This window comes from Amycolatopsis thermalba (assembly GCF_023376025.1).
Lineage (GTDB): Bacteria > Actinomycetota > Actinomycetes > Mycobacteriales > Pseudonocardiaceae > Amycolatopsis_E > Amycolatopsis_E thermalba.
Genome location: NZ_CP091196.1, coordinates 1522502 through 1537161 on the forward strand (window position 1 = coordinate 1522502; position 14660 = coordinate 1537161).

Here is a 14660-nt window from a genome sequence, read left to right on the forward strand (position 1 = left end):
AGCCGAGGCGTCGCCTCGGCAGCCGAGTTGCTGCTGCGGGGGAGGTTGGGGTGTCGCTGGTGGCGGTGTGCTGGCCGGGTCGCCGCGTATTGGCCCGGTGAGGTGGCGGTTTCGCCGCAGCCGAGGTGTCGCCTCGGCTGCCGAGTCGCTGCTGCGAAGAAAGGTGGGCGTCGCCGCGAGTGGGGTGCCGCCCGGGCCGCTCCTCGCCCGGCGAAGTGGCCCTGGGTTCCGCTGCCGGAAAGCGCCCTCAGCAGCGCGGCAGCATCTCCCAGCCACGCAGTGTGTCCGCCAGCCCATCGGTCAGCGCGAGCGCCGTGAAGGTCGCTTCGTCGACCCAGCGCACGTCGGCCGCGTCGTCGCCCGCCTGCAGGAAACCGCTCTCCACCTGGCAGACGTAGTCGTAGATCTCGTAGCGGCCGCGGACCACGTGCCCCGCCAGCGCGCCCGGCCGGACCACGAGACCGGTCTCCTCGCGCATCTCCCGGACCAGGGCCTCACTGTCCGTTTCGCCCGGTTCGACGCGTCCGCCGGGGATCGACCACAGTCCGCGTCCGGGCTCGTTCGCGCGCTGGACGAGCAGCAACCGGCCCTCGTGATCGTGCAAGATCCCGCCTACGCACCGCACGGACACCGGGCGAATCCCGCTCATGAGGGCAGCCTAACCCGGTCCCGCCGGACGCGGAGAGTAACCAACCGATTAGATCACAGCCGGACACTGACCCAAGCGCGGGACTTACCTCCCGTAACCCTGCGGAGTGCGGTACAACGTTACTGGTGAGCTTGCCAGTCCGATGCCGGAGTAAGAGACGGGATTGATCGTTGTGAACGCGAAGAAGATTGCCGGGCTCGTGGGTATCGCGTTGGTGCTGTTCTTCGTGATCGCCCAGCCGGGCAACGCGGCCAACCTGGTCAGCAACATCGTCGACTTCCTGCGTGAATCGGCCGAGGCCGTCATCACCTTCGTCAGCAACGTGTTCACTTCGTAGGCGGCCGGATAGGCTGGCTTGATGTTCGCCCCCCGGGATCCCGACGAGTACCTGCTCGACACCGAGCGGCGCGTGGTTCGGGTCCGCAGGCACTGGGCCTTCCTGGCCTGGGACACCTTCGAGACGATCGCCCTGCTCGCGATCTGCGTGATGGTGTCCTACCTGCTGCCACCGTCCCTGTGGGTGGTCCAGAACATCCTCTGGTACGCGGCGCTGCTCGTGGTCGTCGTGTACGCGTTCAAGGTCATCGAGTGGTGGGTCGAACGCCTGGTGGTGACCGACAAGCGGTTCGTGCTCACCAGCGGCGTCATCACCACCAAGGTCGCGATGATGCCGATCTCGAAGGTCACCGACCTGACCTACGAACGCTCGGCGTGGGGCCGGATGTTCGGCTACGGCACGGTCGTCGTCGAGTCGGCCGGTCAGATCCAGGCGCTGAACCGGATCGAGTTCCTGCCGAGCCCGGAGGAGTTCTACGACACCATCTCCGAACTCGTCTTCGGCGACAAGCACAAGCAGAGCGAGCGCTTCTCCATGATCAAGGCCCAGCGCCTGGCGCGCGGCAAGAAGATCGTCGGTTGAGGTGTCGTCGTGCCTGGTCGGCCGTGTGCCGGCCGGGTAGGCGACAATGATTCCGATGCGCATCGATCTGCACACCCACTCCACCGTGTCGGACGGCACGGACACGCCGGCCGAACTGGTGGCCACGGCCGCCGCCGCGGGGCTCGACGTGGTCGCGCTGACCGACCACGACACCACGGCCGGCTGGGCCGCGGCGGCCGCGGCGCTGCCGCCGGGTCTCACGCTCGTGCCCGGCGCCGAGCTGTCGTGCGTGAGCAGTTTCGGCGTCAGCATCCACCTGCTGGCCTACCTGTTCGACCCGGCGTCCCCGGCGATCGTGGCCGAGCAGACCCGGCTGCGGCAGGAGCGCCGCACCCGGCTGCGGGCGATGGCGGTGCGGATGCAGGCCGACGGCCTGCCGATCGACGCCGACGAGCTGCTCGAATCGCTCGGTCCGGACTCCCCGGCCGGCCGTCCGCACCTCGCGCAGGCCCTGGTGCGGGCCGGGCTGGTGACGAGCGTGGACCAGGCGTTCGCCGAGTACCTGGGCGCCGGCCGCGGCTACTACCTGCCGCGGCAGGACACGCCGGTGGAGCGGGCGATCGAGATGATCGCCGAGGCCGGTGGCGTGACCGTGTTCGCGCACCCGTTCGCGCGCAGCCGCGGGCGGATCGTGTCGGCGGAGTACATCGTCGGGCTGGCGGAGCTCGGGCTGACCGGGCTCGAGGTCGACCACCCCAACCACGACGAGGCCACGCGCGCCGAGCTGCGCGGGCTGGCCGATGAGCTGGGGCTGGTGCAGACCGGGTCCAGCGACTACCACGGCACGAACAAGACGATCCCGATCGGTGCGGAGAACACCGATCCCGAGCAGTTCGAGGCGCTCATCGACAAGGCGTCCGGCGCGCGGATCGTGGTGGGCTGACCTTGGCGGTCGCCGACTTCTTCGACGCGAAGCTGTTCCTGGAGGCGTCGATCACGCTGGTCGTGATCATGGACCCGCCGGGGACCGTGCCGGTGTTCCTCAGTCTGGTCGGCCGCAAGCCGCCCGCCGTGCGGGCGCGGGCGGCGCGGCAGGCGGTGCTGGTGTCGCTGCTGGTGATCTCGCTGTTCGCGATCGCGGGGCAGGCGATCCTGGCCTACCTGGGGATCGGGGTGCCCGCGCTGCAGGGGGCGGGCGGGCTGCTCCTGCTGCTCATCGCGCTGGACCTGCTGACCGGCCGCGGCGCGACGAGCGAGCCGAACGTGGTGGAGGACGTGAACGTCGCCCTGGTGCCGCTGGGCACGCCGCTGCTGGCGGGCCCGGGAGCGATCGCCGCGACGATCGTCTTCGTGCGGCAGGCGGCCGGGCACGTGGGCGCGTACGTGGCGCTGGCCTGCGCGATCGTCGCGGTGCACATCGTGATCTACGCGTGCATGCGGTTCTCCGGCGTGGTGATCCGGCTCATCAAGGAAAGCGGTATCACGCTGCTGGCGAAGATCGCGGGTCTGCTGCTGGCCGCGATCGCCGTGGAACTGGTCGCGAACTCGGTGCGCGGCTTCATCGAGGGCGGCTGACGCTCCACCGGCGACGCGCAGGTGTCAGCCGCCGATCACCGGCGGGCTGATGCGGTTGCCGTTCTCGTCGGTGCCGCCCTCGTGGCCGAAGATGCTGTCCGGATCGTCTTCGAGCAGGTACGCGGGCCGCTCGTGGTCCTTGTCCTCCTCCTTCTTCGAGTTGCCTGCCGGACCGGCCAGGCCCGTCCCGGACGCGCCGGCCTTGCCCGCCGCTCCGGCGCGGCCGCTGTTCGCGCTTTCCGCGGCGGCCCGCGCGCCCGGCTCACCGACCCCGGCCTTGCGGCCCGCCGCCGGTTCCTGGCCCGCGGCGCCGCCGAGACGGCCCGCCGCGCCACCGGCGGCCCGGCCACCCACGCCCGCCCGCGGCGGGACACCGGCCCGGCCCGCACCCGCACCCGGGCGCGGTGACGTGCGGGTCTGGTCGGCCTGGCCCGGCGCGATCGGCATCATGCCCGCCCCGGCCGAGGTCCCCGAGCTGCCGGGAACCGTCGTGCCGGGGGAGCGGCCCCAGCCACCGGCGTGGTCGGCGAAACCGGCGGCCGGTGACGCACCGGTGGTCGGTCCGGCGCCCGGCAGCGGCACCGTGGGCGGCGCGATGCTCCCGACGGTCCGCACCCCGCCCGGGGAACCACCCATCGGGCCGACCCCGCCCGAACTCGACGCGATGGTGCTGTCGTTGGCGGCGAACTGCGGGGTCGTCGTCCCGCCGGTGTCGGGTTGCGCGGTCGGCGTCGCGTACACGGGCTGGGTCGAGCCGCCGGAGTGCAGCATCAGATCCCGCTGCGCCAGGACCGCCGCGGCCTCCTGCTGGGCCTGGTGCTGGAGCGCGGCCTGGTTCTGCATGTCGTTCATGGTGGCGGTGGCGGCCTGCCAGTCCCCGCCCGCGAGCTGCTGCCGGGCGGCGGCGACCGATTCCTCGACCGACCGGCCCGCCGGTTCCGGCATGCTGTTGCGCGCCTGAGAGAGGGCCGCGGAGGTCTGCGAATAGCGGTTGGCCGACAGGAAGGCCGCGTCCTTCGAGCTGTCCGCCCAGGTCGCGAGCGTGTTGAAGTAGCCGAAGGCGGAGTTCGCGCCGTCGCCCTGCCAGCCGGCCTGCTCCTTGGCGACACCCTGCCGGAGCGCGGAGGCCATCTCGCCGAAGGCGTTGCCGAGGTCGTTGACGATGGTGCCCTGCTCGTCGACCTCCTCCGGGGAGACACCGTCGGTGACCATCGTCTTCAGCTGCTCGTGCGGCACCCCGTCGTAGAGCTGGTCCGAGGGCGGCAGGCCGTCGCGGTAGGCGCCGCCCTCGGCCTGCAGCTTCCGCGTGTAGATCTGGCCGGACTTGATCGAGTAGCCGCCCGCGACCGCCTCGGCGTCCGGCCCGAAGAACTTGCCGGCGGACTTCCCCGCGGTCTCGGCGTAGACCTCCGACTCGTACCGGCGACGCGAGTAACCGTTGTCAGGCTGCGTCATGGCTCCCCATCCTCCCCTGGACTCAGCGATGCACCGCGGTCAGGTGCTGGTTGACCCGGTCCCGCACCCACTGGCCGATGCGCGCCCGGTCGGCCGGGGTGAACGTGTGCCGCTGCGCGCCGTCGGGCAGGTGCTCCACCGTGGTGAAGAACCGGCCGTCCGGGGTGTCGAACCAGGTCAGGCGGCCCGCGTCCACCCCGCGGACCGAGCACGAAACCACCCCGGCCCGCAGCGGCGGCGCCGCGAAGTACCGGTCCGCGACGCGCTTCTCCCGCGGCGGCTCCCCGCCGCCGAACAGATCGCCGCCGCGGGGCTGCGACACGTAGTTGACGGGCGCGATGCGCACCGGCGGCACCTCCGGCAGCGGGTCGAGCAGTTGCGGGAGCACCTGGCCCGCACGCAGCTCGTGGAACGTGACGTCGTCGCCGGTCTGGCGGCTCAGCACGCCGTGTTGGCCGGCCCAGCCGCCGCGCGCCAGGATCTGCGCGTCGGTGGTCAGCTCGGCCACGACCTGGGTGACGAGCACCTCGGGCCGCGCCCACAGCCGCAGCAGGTCCTCGAACTCGGGTTGCAGCCGGTCCCGCGACATGCGTCCGAGCCGGTGCCAGTGCTCGAACACGCGCCGCCGCTGCTCGGCCCGCTCGGTCCGGGTCCCGCTCACGAACGGGACCTTGTGCGGGTAGACGAACCTCCCGAGGCCCAGTTCCTCGTCGAGGATGTCCAGTTCGGCCGGCGCCGCTTCGAACGTCAACACGCACTGCCCCCTGATCCGAATGCCAACCGCCCAGATCATATGCGCAGCGGGGCGCGGGCGGAGCCGAAAGTGTCGGAGGTGGTGCGTACCGTAGTGAGCGTGGAGCAACTGGGGTTCGAGTTCGCGGTCCAGCCGCGGCGGTTGACGAAGGTGAGCCCGGCGCGGCTGGCCACCTTCGCGGACTGCCCGCGCCGGTATCGCCTGGCCTACCTCGACCGGCCGACCCCGCAGCGCACGGGGCCGTGGGCGCACAGCACGCTCGGCGCGGTCGTGCACAACGCGTTGCGTGCGCTGTTCGACCTGCCGCCCGCGCGCCGCACGCCGGAGCGCGCCGCGGCGCTGTTGTCGGAGCACTGGCAGGACGCCGGTTTCGCCGACGCCGAGCAAGCCGCGACGTACCGCGCGCGTGCCAAGCAGTGGGTGGCCGAGTACGTCGAGCAGCACGACGTGACCAGCGATCCGGTGGGCATCGAGCGCTGGGTGTCGGCGCCGGTGAACCCGGAGCCGGGGCAGCCGGCGTCGATGATCATCGAGGGCCGCGCGGACCGGATCGACCAGCGCGGCGGCGAGCTGGTGATCGTGGACTACAAGACGGGCCGCCGCGCGCCGGACGAGTACGAGGCCCGCAGCTCGCAGGCGCTGGCGATGTACGCGGTGGCGGCCGAGCGGACGTTGCGGCGGCCGTGCACGAAGGTCGAGCTGCACCACCTGCCCAGCGGCACGGTCGCGGAGGCGACGCACACGCCGGACAGCCTGCGGCGGCACCTGCGGCGCGCGGAGGAGACCGCGGAGGACGTCCGGCTGGCCACGGACACCCTGGAAGCCGGCGGCGACGGCGACGTGCTGTTCCCCGCCCGCCCCGACCGCCGCTGCGGCTGGTGCGACTTCCGCCCCAGCTGCGAGGCCGGACAGGCGGCCGCCGCGGCGGCGAAGCCGTGGGAGCTGCTGGCGCCGTAGGGGCGAGGCCGGGCTCAGGAGCCCCGCTCGGCAGCGGGCGGTGGCGGTTGCTGGCGCCGTAGGTGTGGGGCTGACCGCGTGGCTGGTGTGTGCGGCCGGACCGTGGGGGTCGTTGGCGCCGTAGGTGTGGCCGGGCGGTCGGCTGGTGTGGGTCGAGGTCGTGGGGGTTGCGGTGCCGGGTGGTTCTCGCCCAGCCGCCGATGGGGTGACCGGCCGGCCGCGGCACGAATTCCCTCGGAAACTCCAGAGTCAGGTCGCGCCGCCCTCCGCGGCGTCACCGAAGGCGGCGGCTTGTGCTTGCGCGATGAGGGCCGGTAGCGAGGTCTTCCCGTCCTCCTCGGCCCAGCGCACCAGCGCCGTGTGCATCGCGGCCAGACAGGCTCCGGCCGCTGCTCGGGCTTGGAACGTCCCCTCGGGGTCGGTCACGCCGAGGGCGTCCACGATCGCCTCCTGCAGGGCGTAGTGGTTGTCCAGGTGCCTGGCCCGCAGTGCCGGTGCCGAGATCATCAGCCGGAGACGCGCGAGCAGGTGCCGCCTCGTCGCGGGGTCACCCTCGGTCAGCGTCGCCGTCGCGTCGACGAGTGCCCTGCCGATCCGGCGGACCAGCGGCTGCGCCGGCGAAGTCGCGGCGAGCCGCTCGGCGACGAGCCCGCCGTGCTGGTCGGCGAGCACGAGGTCTTCCTTCGTGGGGAAGTGCCGGTACACGGTCATCGCCGAAACACCCGCGGCCTCGGCGACCTCGTTCACGGTCGTCGCGTCGTAGCCGCGTTCGGTGAACAACCGCACCGCGTGCGCCTGGATCACGCGCTGCGTTTCGGCTCGTTGTCGCGCCCGCAACGTTGATTGCCGCTCAGCCACCTGGTAGACAGTACCGCAATGGTAGTCACTAACAATTCGGTGGCAGCTAACAGACTGGGGTGATCGGTGTGCGAACGGCTTTGGTGACCGGGGCATCGCGTGGCATCGGACGGGCGATCGCGGCTCGCCTCGCCGCGCAGGGGGCGGTGGTGGTCGTGCACTTCGGCACGGACGCCGAGGGCGCGGCGGCGACGGTCGCCGAGATCGAACGCGACGGTGGGCGCGCGTTCGCCGTCGGGGCGCGGCTGGGTGTGGACGACGACGTCGAAACGCTCTTCGCGGGCGTCGAGTCCGCCTTGGCGGGGCGGCCGCTGGACATCCTCGTCAACAACGCCGCGGCCGCACCCGCCGGACCGCTCGGAGCCACGACGCGGACCGAGTTCGACCACCTCTTCGCCGTCAACGTGCGTGCGCCGTACTTCATCATCCAGCGCGCGTTGCCGCTGTTCCGCGACGGCGGCCGCATCATCACGATCTCGTCGGTCGCGACCCGGATGGCCAACCCGGCCCAGACCTCGTTCGCCATGACGAAGGGGGCCGTGGAAACGATGAGCATGACGTTGGCCAACGAACTCGGTGCCCGGGGCATCACGGTGAACGCGGTCGCTCCCGGCGCCACGCGGACGGCGACCAACGGTTCCGCGTTCGAGGCCCCGGGCCTGGCCGAGTTCATCGCCGGCTCGACGGCGCTGAACCGCCTCGGCGAATCCGGCGACATCGCCGACGTGGTCGCGTTCCTCGCCTCCGACGCGGCGCGCTGGATCACCGGTCAGGTCATCGACGCCAGTGGCGGCCTGTTCCTCGGGCCGCGCGCCTGACCGGGATCCCCGGTGCGGGTGGTCCCGATTCGGCCCGTCGCGGGCGTGGTGGAATCCTCGGGGGTCCCGGTCGAGGAGTGGAACAGGGTGAGCGAGGACATGACGGACACCGAAGAGCTGGCGCTGGCCCCGGCGCGTGGCCGGAGCCGGACGGCCCGGCGGTGGCGCGGGCTCACCGGCTCGCTGGCGGCCGGGCTCGTCGCGCTGGCTGTGCTCGTGCTTGGTGCCGGGCTGCTGTGCGCCTTCCTCGACGTCCCCGGGCCGGGTGCCGCGCCGATGATCGCCCACCCGGCGGCCGCCGTGCTGGCCCTTCTCGCGCAGCGCGTCGCCGATCGGAAGGACGGGGTTCTCGCCGGCGCCGCCGGGCTCGCGGTGCTGATGATCCTCGCCGGCGCGTTGTGGACCTTCTGGTGGGCCTAACCCAGCCACTCCCGCCACGCGCGTAGCAGCACCCGCAGCAACGCGGCCGGGTTTTCGGTGTTCGGGGAGTGCGCGGCGCCGCGGATGAGTTCGAACGGCGCGCCCAGCCGCGCGGCCATCTCGCGCTGCGCCGCCACGCTCCACGCGTCGTCCCACTCGCCCGCGACCACCAGCGTCGGGACGCCCGTCGCGGCGAGGGCGTCCACCAGGTCCGGCTCGGTCCGCAGGCCGTCGGCCATGCCCAGCAACCCCACCGGGCTCGACGCCAGGAACCGCAACCGCAGGAACTCCTTCAGGTCCGCCGGCATCGCCGCCCACATCGGTGACCGCGCGCTCACCTGCTCCCGCACCCGGTACACCTCGTCCAGCCCGGACGTCCGCAACACCGGCTCACCCGCCCCCAGCGCCCGCCGCCGGGCGCCGTCGGGCAACTCGCCGGGGCCGCTGTCCAGCAACGTCAACCCCACGACCGGCGCGCCCGCCAGCACCGCCGCCCGCGCGACCAGCCCGCCGTAGGAGTGGCCGAGCAACACCACCGGCCCCTCGACATCGGCGACCAGCTCGGCCACCACCGAACCCAGCGCGGACGGCAGATAAGCCTTCTCGTCCGGCGGGCCGGGCGACTCGAACTGGCCCGGCAGATCGATCGCGACCGCGCGGAAACCACCGTCCGCCAAGCCGTCCAGCAGCGGGGCGAAGTCCTCTTTGGACCCCGTGTACCCGGGCACCAGGACGGCCGTCGCCGTCGCGGGAGCCGGTGTGCGCAGCGCCGCCAGGCCCCGCAGCCGCACCTTCTCGGCCCCGTGCGGCGTGAGCTGACCGGTCACGACAACGCGACCAGCGTGTTCCCGCGCTGCTCGAACAGCACCGGTCCGAGCGCGGCCAGGCGCACCGGTCCGGTGTAGCCGTGCCGGTCCACCGCGATGGTGCGGATCGTCGACCCGTCCGACTCGTTGAGCACCGCCAGCCCGCCCTGGATCGGCACGACCAGCTGGTGCGCGAACGTGATGCCCGGCCCCAGCGCGCTGTTCAACGTCCACAGTGGAGTGAGATCGTCCCGGGACAGCGCCATCGTCTTCGAGCCGGTGAACCAGTACACGTTCGCCGACGTGGTCGACGTGACCGGCGCCAGGCCCACCGGGTCCTGCGCCAGGTCCGACGCCGGCACGTCCAGCGGGTACGCCGCCGTCTGCTCGCCGTCGGCGTCGTACCGCACCAGCAGCCGCTGGTCCGGCAGCGCGACCGCCGTGTAGTCACCGGACATCGCGACCAGCTTCGCGTTGTGCCCGGCCACGATCGCGCTGAACGACACCTGCGGCTCGTCCGACTCCTTCGGCACGGCCTTCATCACCGTCAGCCGGTCTCCCGGATCGCCGGGGCAGCGCTCGATCACGCCGATCCGCCCGGACGCCATCGCGACCGACCCGTACGTGCACCCGGTGCGCGGCTGCTTGCCGGGGTTCACCAGGGCGGGGACCTTGCCGTACTCGTTGGTCTCCACGAGGTCGTCCCGCCAGGTCACGAGCAGCTCGGACCCGGTCGCGGTGACCTGGCTGCCGTCGGTCACCAGCCGCGTGCCCAGCGGCGCGCTGCCGGTGCGCTGCGCCTTGCGCAGCCCGGTGTCGATGCCGAGCCCGACCACCTCGGAGCAGCCGGACTCGCCGTTCACCCCGTCCTTGCGGTACACCGCCAGCACCCGGCCCCAGGCCTCGGCAGCGGTGCACAACGTCAGGTCGCGGGCGTAGCGCCAGCGCACCGCGCCGGTGAGCGGGTCGCGACCGGCGATCTCACCGCCGTTCGCGGTCGCCACCGCCGTGCCCTCGGCGATCGGGACCGGGGCCGCGTCGCTGGGCGCCTGCCACAGCTCACGCAGCGTCGCCGGCACCGTCGCGGGCGAGGGCGGCAGGGGAGTGCCCGGCGCGGACGTCTCCTGGGTCGTCGCGCGGTTCGCGCTACCGGCCCAGATGACGACGCCGGTGACGACCACGACGACGGTGATCGCGACCGCGATCACCCGGTCGCGTGGCCGGTTCCACGGCGACGGCCGCTCGCGTCGCGGCCGCTGGGGAGCCGGCGCCGGGGCGGGAGCACCGGCCAGCACGTCCTCCGCGCCGATCGGCCCGGCGGCCGCATCGCCCTCGGGACGGCGGTGCCGTCCTCCCGCCTCGGGCTCGCTCACGTTCCTGCTCCCGGTGTTCGCCGGCGCCCCCGCGGCGCCGGTCGGCCTCAGTCTGCCGAACCCGGTGTATCAGACGTGTTCGCCGACGCGCTGGCCGAGCCCGAACGGCGACGGCGGCGACGACGGGCGGGTCGCTCCGCGGACTCGCCGGCCTCTCGCTCGGCCGGGCCCTTCTCGGACGGGCCGGAGGCCTCGCCGACCGCCTTGCCACCGCGCGTGCGGCGGCGCGGACGGCGCTCCTCACCCGACGACTCGCCGGTGGCCTCGGCCGCCTCGCCCTCGGCGGGCTTCGCCGCGCCACGCGTGCGGCGGCGGCTGCGGGTGGTCGCACCGCCGCTGCCCCGGCGGCCGCCCATCTGCTCCTCCGGCTCGGCGGCCAGCCCGGCGCGGGTGCGCTTGGACAGCGGCAGCCGCCCGGTGGCGTCCTCCGGGATGTCCAGGTTGCTGAACAGGTGCTTCGACGTCGAGTACGTCTCGACCGGCTCGGCCATGTCGAGCTTGAGCGCGTCGTTGATGGCCTGCCAGCGGTGCATGTCGTCCCAGTCGACCAGCGTGATCGCGACACCGGTCTTGCCCGCGCGGCCGGTGCGGCCGATGCGGTGCACGTAGGTGCTCTCGTCCTCGGGCGTCTGGTAGTTGATCACGTGCGTCACGTCGGTGACGTCGATGCCGCGGGCCGCGACGTCGGTGGCGACCAGCACGTCGACCTTGCCCGAGCGGAACGCGCGCAGCGCCTGCTCGCGGGCGCCCTGGCCCAGGTCACCGTGCACCGCGGCGGCGGCGAACCCGCGCTCGGCGAGGTCGTCGGCCACCTTCTGGGCGGTGCGCTTGGTGCGGGTGAAGATCATCGTCAGGCCGCGGTCCTTGGCCTGGAGCACGCGGGCGATCAGCTCCGGCTTGTCCAGCGAGTGCGCGCGGTAGGCGAACTGGGTGGTGCGCTCGTGCACCGCGCTGGAGTCGTTCTCCTCGGCCCGCACGTGCGTCGGGCGGTTGAGGAAGGTGCGGGCCAGCTTGATGATCGGGTCCGGCATCGTGGCCGAGAACAGCATGGTCTGCCGCTCGTCGGGCACCATGGTCAGGATGCGCTCGATGTCCGGGAGGAAGCCCAGGTCGAGCATCTCGTCGGCCTCGTCCAGCACCAGCGCGCGGACCTTGCCCAGGACCAGCGCCTTCTGCTCGGCGAGGTCGAGCAGGCGGCCCGGGGTGCCGACGACCACGTCGACGCCCTTGCGCAGCGCGCTGATCTGCTGCTCGTAGGGGCGGCCGCCGTAGATGGCGAGCGTGCGCACGTCCAGGTGCTTGGCGGCGTCGGTGATGTCGCGGGTGACCTGCAGGCACAGCTCACGCGTCGGGACGACCACGAGCGCCTGCGGGGTGCCGTCGCCGGGGGAGACCACGCGCTGCAGCAGCGGGACGCCGAAGCCCAGCGTCTTGCCCATGCCGGTGCGGGCCTGGCCGATCAGGTCGTCGCCGGCCAGCGCGAGCGGCAGCGTCAGGGCCTGGATGGCGAAGGTGTGCTCGATGCCGGCCTCGGCGAGCGCGCGCACGATCTCGGGGCGGACGCCCAGCTCGGCGAAGGTGGGCGTGGCGGGCTCGACGTGGTCGGCCTGCAGCGGGTGGGAGGTGTCGGTGTCGGGAACCCCGGTCTCGCTGTGCTCGAGGGCCACCGGGTCGGTCGTGTTTTCCGGATTCGTCGCGGTCAGTGTGATCGCCTCTCTCTACCAGCGCGCACGGCCTGGTCGAGATTGGGCACTCAACCGGCGGGAAGGTCCACCGGGAATGCCTGGACGGCGTGCACGCGCATTACCTGCCGCTCGCCCTGCGCCCGGGTGTGCTCGTCCTCCGGCGAGTCGAGGCGGGTGTGCCTCGGGTGGGGCGCATCTGAGCTGATGCGGTAGCTTTCCCGTCCAATTGTAACGGGTGCGGCCCCGGCCTCGGCATTTCGGCCCGGTGTGTCCACGTTAGATTCGTCTCTCCGGCGCGGCGGTACGCTCACGGCCGTGACACGAGAGATCAGCGAAGGCGTCGTCGACCTGCTCGGGGTCATCGCGTACGGCGAGTTGTCCGCGTTCGACCGGATGGCGGAGGACGCGCGGAAGGCGCCCACCCTGTCCGGGCGCGCCGCGCTGTCGGCGATGGCGGCCGCCGAGATCGGGCACTACGAGATGCTGGCGAAGTTCCTCGCCGACCACGGCAGGCGCGTCGAGGACGCGATGGCGCCGTTCGTGGCCCGCTTCGACGCCTGGCACGCGTCCACCGCGCCCCGGTCGTGGCTGGAATCGCTGGTCAAGGCCTATGTGGGGGACGGGCTGGCGGCGGACCTCTACCGCGAGGTCGGCAGCTGGCTGGACCCGGAGACCAAGGACCTGGTGGTCACCGTGCTCGCCGACACCGGGCACTCGGCCTTCGCCGAGCGGGAGGTCGCGGCCGGGATCGAGGCCGACCCGAAGACGCGGGACAAGCTGGCGCTGTGGGGGCGGCGGCTGCTCGGCGAGGCGCTCACCCAGGCGCAGTACGTGGTGGCCGAGCGGGACCCGCTGGCGGAGCTGATCGTGTCCGGGTCGGGCGACCTGTCGGGAATCGCCGGGCTGTTCCGGCGGTTGCAGCAGGGGCACACCAAACGGATGCAGGTGCTCGGGCTGGGCTAGCCTGGGCAGTGGAGTACGTGGCAGAACCCAGTCGGAGGTAGCAGGTGGAGGTCAAGATCGGCATCAAGGACACCCCGCGTGAGCTGGTGGTGTCCAGTGGCCAGTCCGCCGAGGAGGTCGAGAAGCTGGTCGCCGACGCGCTGAAGACCGCGGACGGCCTGTTCAGCCTCACCGACGACAAGGGGCGCAAGTTCCTGGTCCCGTCGGACCGGATCGCCTACGTGGAGATCGCGCCCACGGACGTGCGCCGGGTCGGGTTCGCGGTCGGTTCCTGACAAGCAGACGCGAAGAAGGGGCGCCCACCGGCTGGTGGGCGCCCCTTTCTGCGTTTCACGGGTGACGCGGTTATTCGGCCAGTTCGGCCAGTGTCCTGGGCACCGTGAACGGCGGGGTGCTCGTCCCGAGGATGCGGTAGCGGCCCCACGGGTCCGGGTCCGACAACTCGCCCGCCGCGGAGCCGTCCGGGGTGCGGATCTCGCCCTTCTTCTTGCGGCCACCGCACAGCTCGTCCAGCCGGGCGTTCGGCGCGATGCGGCCGTACCAGCGGTAGTAGCCGTCGATCGGCTGGAAGTGGCCCCTCAGCGCCACCTCGACGGGCACCTCGGTGCCGTCCACCACCACCGTCGCGGGACCGGTGTAGCCGTCTTCGTCGTCAGCCGACATCCGTTTCCTCCTTCGGGCGCACCCGTCCGAGCTGGACGATCTTGTTCTCCTCCAGCGGCTTGTTCGGGTCGATCGTGACCCCGTGCTGGCGGGCCAGCCCGTCGATGGCGGCCCAGATGATCTGCGTCAGGTACTCCACGACGCTGTCCCGGCTCATCGACCGGCGCTCCAGCCACCACTCACCCGTGTTCTGGACCATTCCGACGATCCCGTAGGCCCACGGCTCGGCGGCGCCGGAGTCCATGTTGAACATCCGCATGTAGTCGCCGAGCAGGGCGGTCAGCGCGGTGGCGATCAGTTCCTTGTCCTCGGCCACCACGTCGGCGTCGGCCTGCTTGCCCGCGAACGAGCCACGCGCCAGCAGCCGGTACAGGTTCGGGTGCTCCTCGATGACGGTGAAGAACGCGTCCAGCGCCATGCGGATCCGCGGCACCGGCGCCAGCTCGGCGTTGATCGCCGGCACCAGGCGCGAGAACAGCAGCTCGGTGCCCCGCTGGCCGAGCGCGTCGTACAGGTCGGCCTTGTCCGCGAAGTGCCGGTACAGCACCGGCTTGGTGACCCCGGCCGCGACGGCGACGTCGTCCATCGCCAGGTCCGGCCCGCGCTCGTCCAGCGCCTTCAGGGCCGCCTCGACGAACTCGGCCCGCCGCTCCACCCGGTGCTTGCGCCAGCGGTCGCGGCGCGCGTCGCCGGTCGCCGGCTCGCCGGCCGAGGGGTGCTTGCCGCTGCGCTTGACACGATCCGTCACGCGCCCCATGCTACCAGAGGTAACTGTTACCACGGGTTACACAATCAGTGGGGAGC

General features: G+C 72.4%; 18 protein-coding genes. 9 read left to right on the forward strand and 9 right to left on the reverse strand.

Features of this window, described 5'->3' with window-relative positions; translation table 11 throughout:
- Positions 1-247: 247 nt before the first annotated feature.
- A complete protein-coding gene (locus tag L1857_RS07485; RefSeq protein ID WP_094006848.1) occupies positions 248-649 on the reverse strand; it encodes an NUDIX hydrolase in 402 nt (133 codons plus the stop codon).
- Positions 650-812: 163 nt separating this feature from the next.
- On the opposite strand from L1857_RS07485, the gene L1857_RS07490 reads away from it, so the two are divergent.
- Genes L1857_RS07490 through L1857_RS07505 form a run of 4 tightly spaced genes read left to right on the forward strand, consistent with a single transcriptional unit; the run spans position 813 to position 3104 of the window.
- Positions 813-986 (forward strand): hypothetical protein, encoded by a 174-nt coding sequence (locus L1857_RS07490; protein WP_085929391.1) that lies wholly within the window; start codon positions 813-815, stop codon positions 984-986.
- Between the two features lie 21 nt (positions 987-1007).
- Positions 1008-1568, forward strand: coding sequence for a PH domain-containing protein (locus L1857_RS07495; protein ID WP_017986943.1), 561 nt, complete (start codon positions 1008-1010; stop codon positions 1566-1568).
- A 46-nt stretch (positions 1569-1614) separates the two neighbouring features.
- Positions 1615-2472, forward strand: a complete 858-nt coding sequence (locus L1857_RS07500; RefSeq protein WP_094006847.1) for a PHP domain-containing protein — start codon at positions 1615-1617, stop codon at positions 2470-2472.
- A gap of 2 nt (positions 2473-2474) precedes the next feature.
- Complete coding sequence (locus L1857_RS07505; protein WP_094006846.1) at positions 2475-3104, forward strand: MarC family protein; 630 nt, start codon at positions 2475-2477, stop codon at positions 3102-3104.
- Between the two features lie 24 nt (positions 3105-3128).
- On the opposite strand, the gene L1857_RS07510 is transcribed toward L1857_RS07505, so the two are convergent.
- Both L1857_RS07510 and L1857_RS07515 read right to left on the reverse strand, forming a co-directional pair.
- Positions 3129-4559 (reverse strand): hypothetical protein, encoded by a 1431-nt coding sequence (locus tag L1857_RS07510; protein WP_116111423.1) that lies wholly within the window; start codon positions 4557-4559, stop codon positions 3129-3131.
- A gap of 22 nt (positions 4560-4581) precedes the next feature.
- Positions 4582-5313: an ESX secretion-associated protein EspG gene (locus L1857_RS07515; RefSeq protein ID WP_116111422.1), complete on the reverse strand. Its 732-nt coding sequence runs from the start codon at positions 5311-5313 to the stop codon at positions 4582-4584.
- 99 nt (positions 5314-5412) lie between these two features.
- On the opposite strand from L1857_RS07515, the gene L1857_RS07520 reads away from it, so the two are divergent.
- Positions 5413-6270 (forward strand): RecB family exonuclease, encoded by an 858-nt coding sequence (locus L1857_RS07520; RefSeq protein WP_094006843.1) that lies wholly within the window; start codon positions 5413-5415, stop codon positions 6268-6270.
- A gap of 249 nt (positions 6271-6519) precedes the next feature.
- On the opposite strand, the gene L1857_RS07525 is transcribed toward L1857_RS07520, so the two are convergent.
- The gene (locus tag L1857_RS07525) at positions 6520-7128 is read right to left on the reverse strand and encodes a TetR/AcrR family transcriptional regulator (RefSeq protein WP_249464693.1); all 609 of its coding nucleotides are present in this window, start codon (positions 7126-7128) and stop codon (positions 6520-6522) included.
- 59 nt (positions 7129-7187) lie between these two features.
- On the opposite strand from L1857_RS07525, the gene L1857_RS07530 reads away from it, so the two are divergent.
- Both L1857_RS07530 and L1857_RS07535 read left to right on the forward strand, forming a co-directional pair.
- Positions 7188-7946 (forward strand): SDR family oxidoreductase, encoded by a 759-nt coding sequence (locus tag L1857_RS07530; protein ID WP_116111420.1) that lies wholly within the window; start codon positions 7188-7190, stop codon positions 7944-7946.
- Between the two features lie 99 nt (positions 7947-8045).
- Entirely contained in the window at positions 8046-8366 is a 321-nt protein-coding gene (locus L1857_RS07535) for a hypothetical protein (protein ID WP_240323257.1), read from the forward strand.
- Here L1857_RS07535 and L1857_RS07540 read toward each other — a convergent pair.
- Genes L1857_RS07540 through L1857_RS07550 form a run of 3 tightly spaced genes read right to left on the reverse strand, consistent with a single transcriptional unit; the run spans position 8363 to position 12212 of the window.
- Positions 8363-9193 carry an alpha/beta fold hydrolase gene (locus tag L1857_RS07540; protein WP_249464696.1) on the reverse strand — a complete coding sequence of 277 codons (831 nt, stop codon included), beginning with the start codon at positions 9191-9193 and terminating at the stop codon, positions 8363-8365. The two genes, L1857_RS07535 and L1857_RS07540, sit on opposite strands and share 4 nt — an antisense overlap.
- Entirely contained in the window at positions 9190-10545 is a 1356-nt protein-coding gene (locus tag L1857_RS07545) for an Rv3212 family protein (protein WP_249464699.1), read from the reverse strand. Before L1857_RS07545 ends, L1857_RS07540 begins: the two co-directional genes overlap by 4 nt.
- A gap of 47 nt (positions 10546-10592) precedes the next feature.
- Positions 10593-12212, reverse strand: coding sequence for a DEAD/DEAH box helicase (locus L1857_RS07550; RefSeq protein ID WP_094006837.1), 1620 nt, complete (start codon positions 12210-12212; stop codon positions 10593-10595).
- Positions 12213-12545: 333 nt separating this feature from the next.
- On the opposite strand from L1857_RS07550, the gene L1857_RS07555 reads away from it, so the two are divergent.
- Positions 12546-13193 carry a ferritin-like fold-containing protein gene (locus L1857_RS07555; RefSeq protein WP_094006836.1) on the forward strand — a complete coding sequence of 216 codons (648 nt, stop codon included), beginning with the start codon at positions 12546-12548 and terminating at the stop codon, positions 13191-13193.
- Between the two features lie 44 nt (positions 13194-13237).
- A complete protein-coding gene (locus L1857_RS07560) occupies positions 13238-13468 on the forward strand; it encodes a DUF3107 domain-containing protein (RefSeq protein ID WP_094006835.1) in 231 nt (76 codons plus the stop codon).
- 70 nt (positions 13469-13538) lie between these two features.
- On the opposite strand, the gene L1857_RS07565 is transcribed toward L1857_RS07560, so the two are convergent.
- Both L1857_RS07565 and L1857_RS07570 read right to left on the reverse strand, forming a co-directional pair.
- Positions 13539-13856, reverse strand: a complete 318-nt coding sequence (locus L1857_RS07565) for a DUF4873 domain-containing protein (protein WP_094006834.1) — start codon at positions 13854-13856, stop codon at positions 13539-13541.
- A complete protein-coding gene (locus L1857_RS07570) occupies positions 13846-14613 on the reverse strand; it encodes a TetR/AcrR family transcriptional regulator (protein ID WP_094006833.1) in 768 nt (255 codons plus the stop codon). Before L1857_RS07570 ends, L1857_RS07565 begins: the two co-directional genes overlap by 11 nt.
- Positions 14614-14660: the final 47 nt, after the last annotated feature.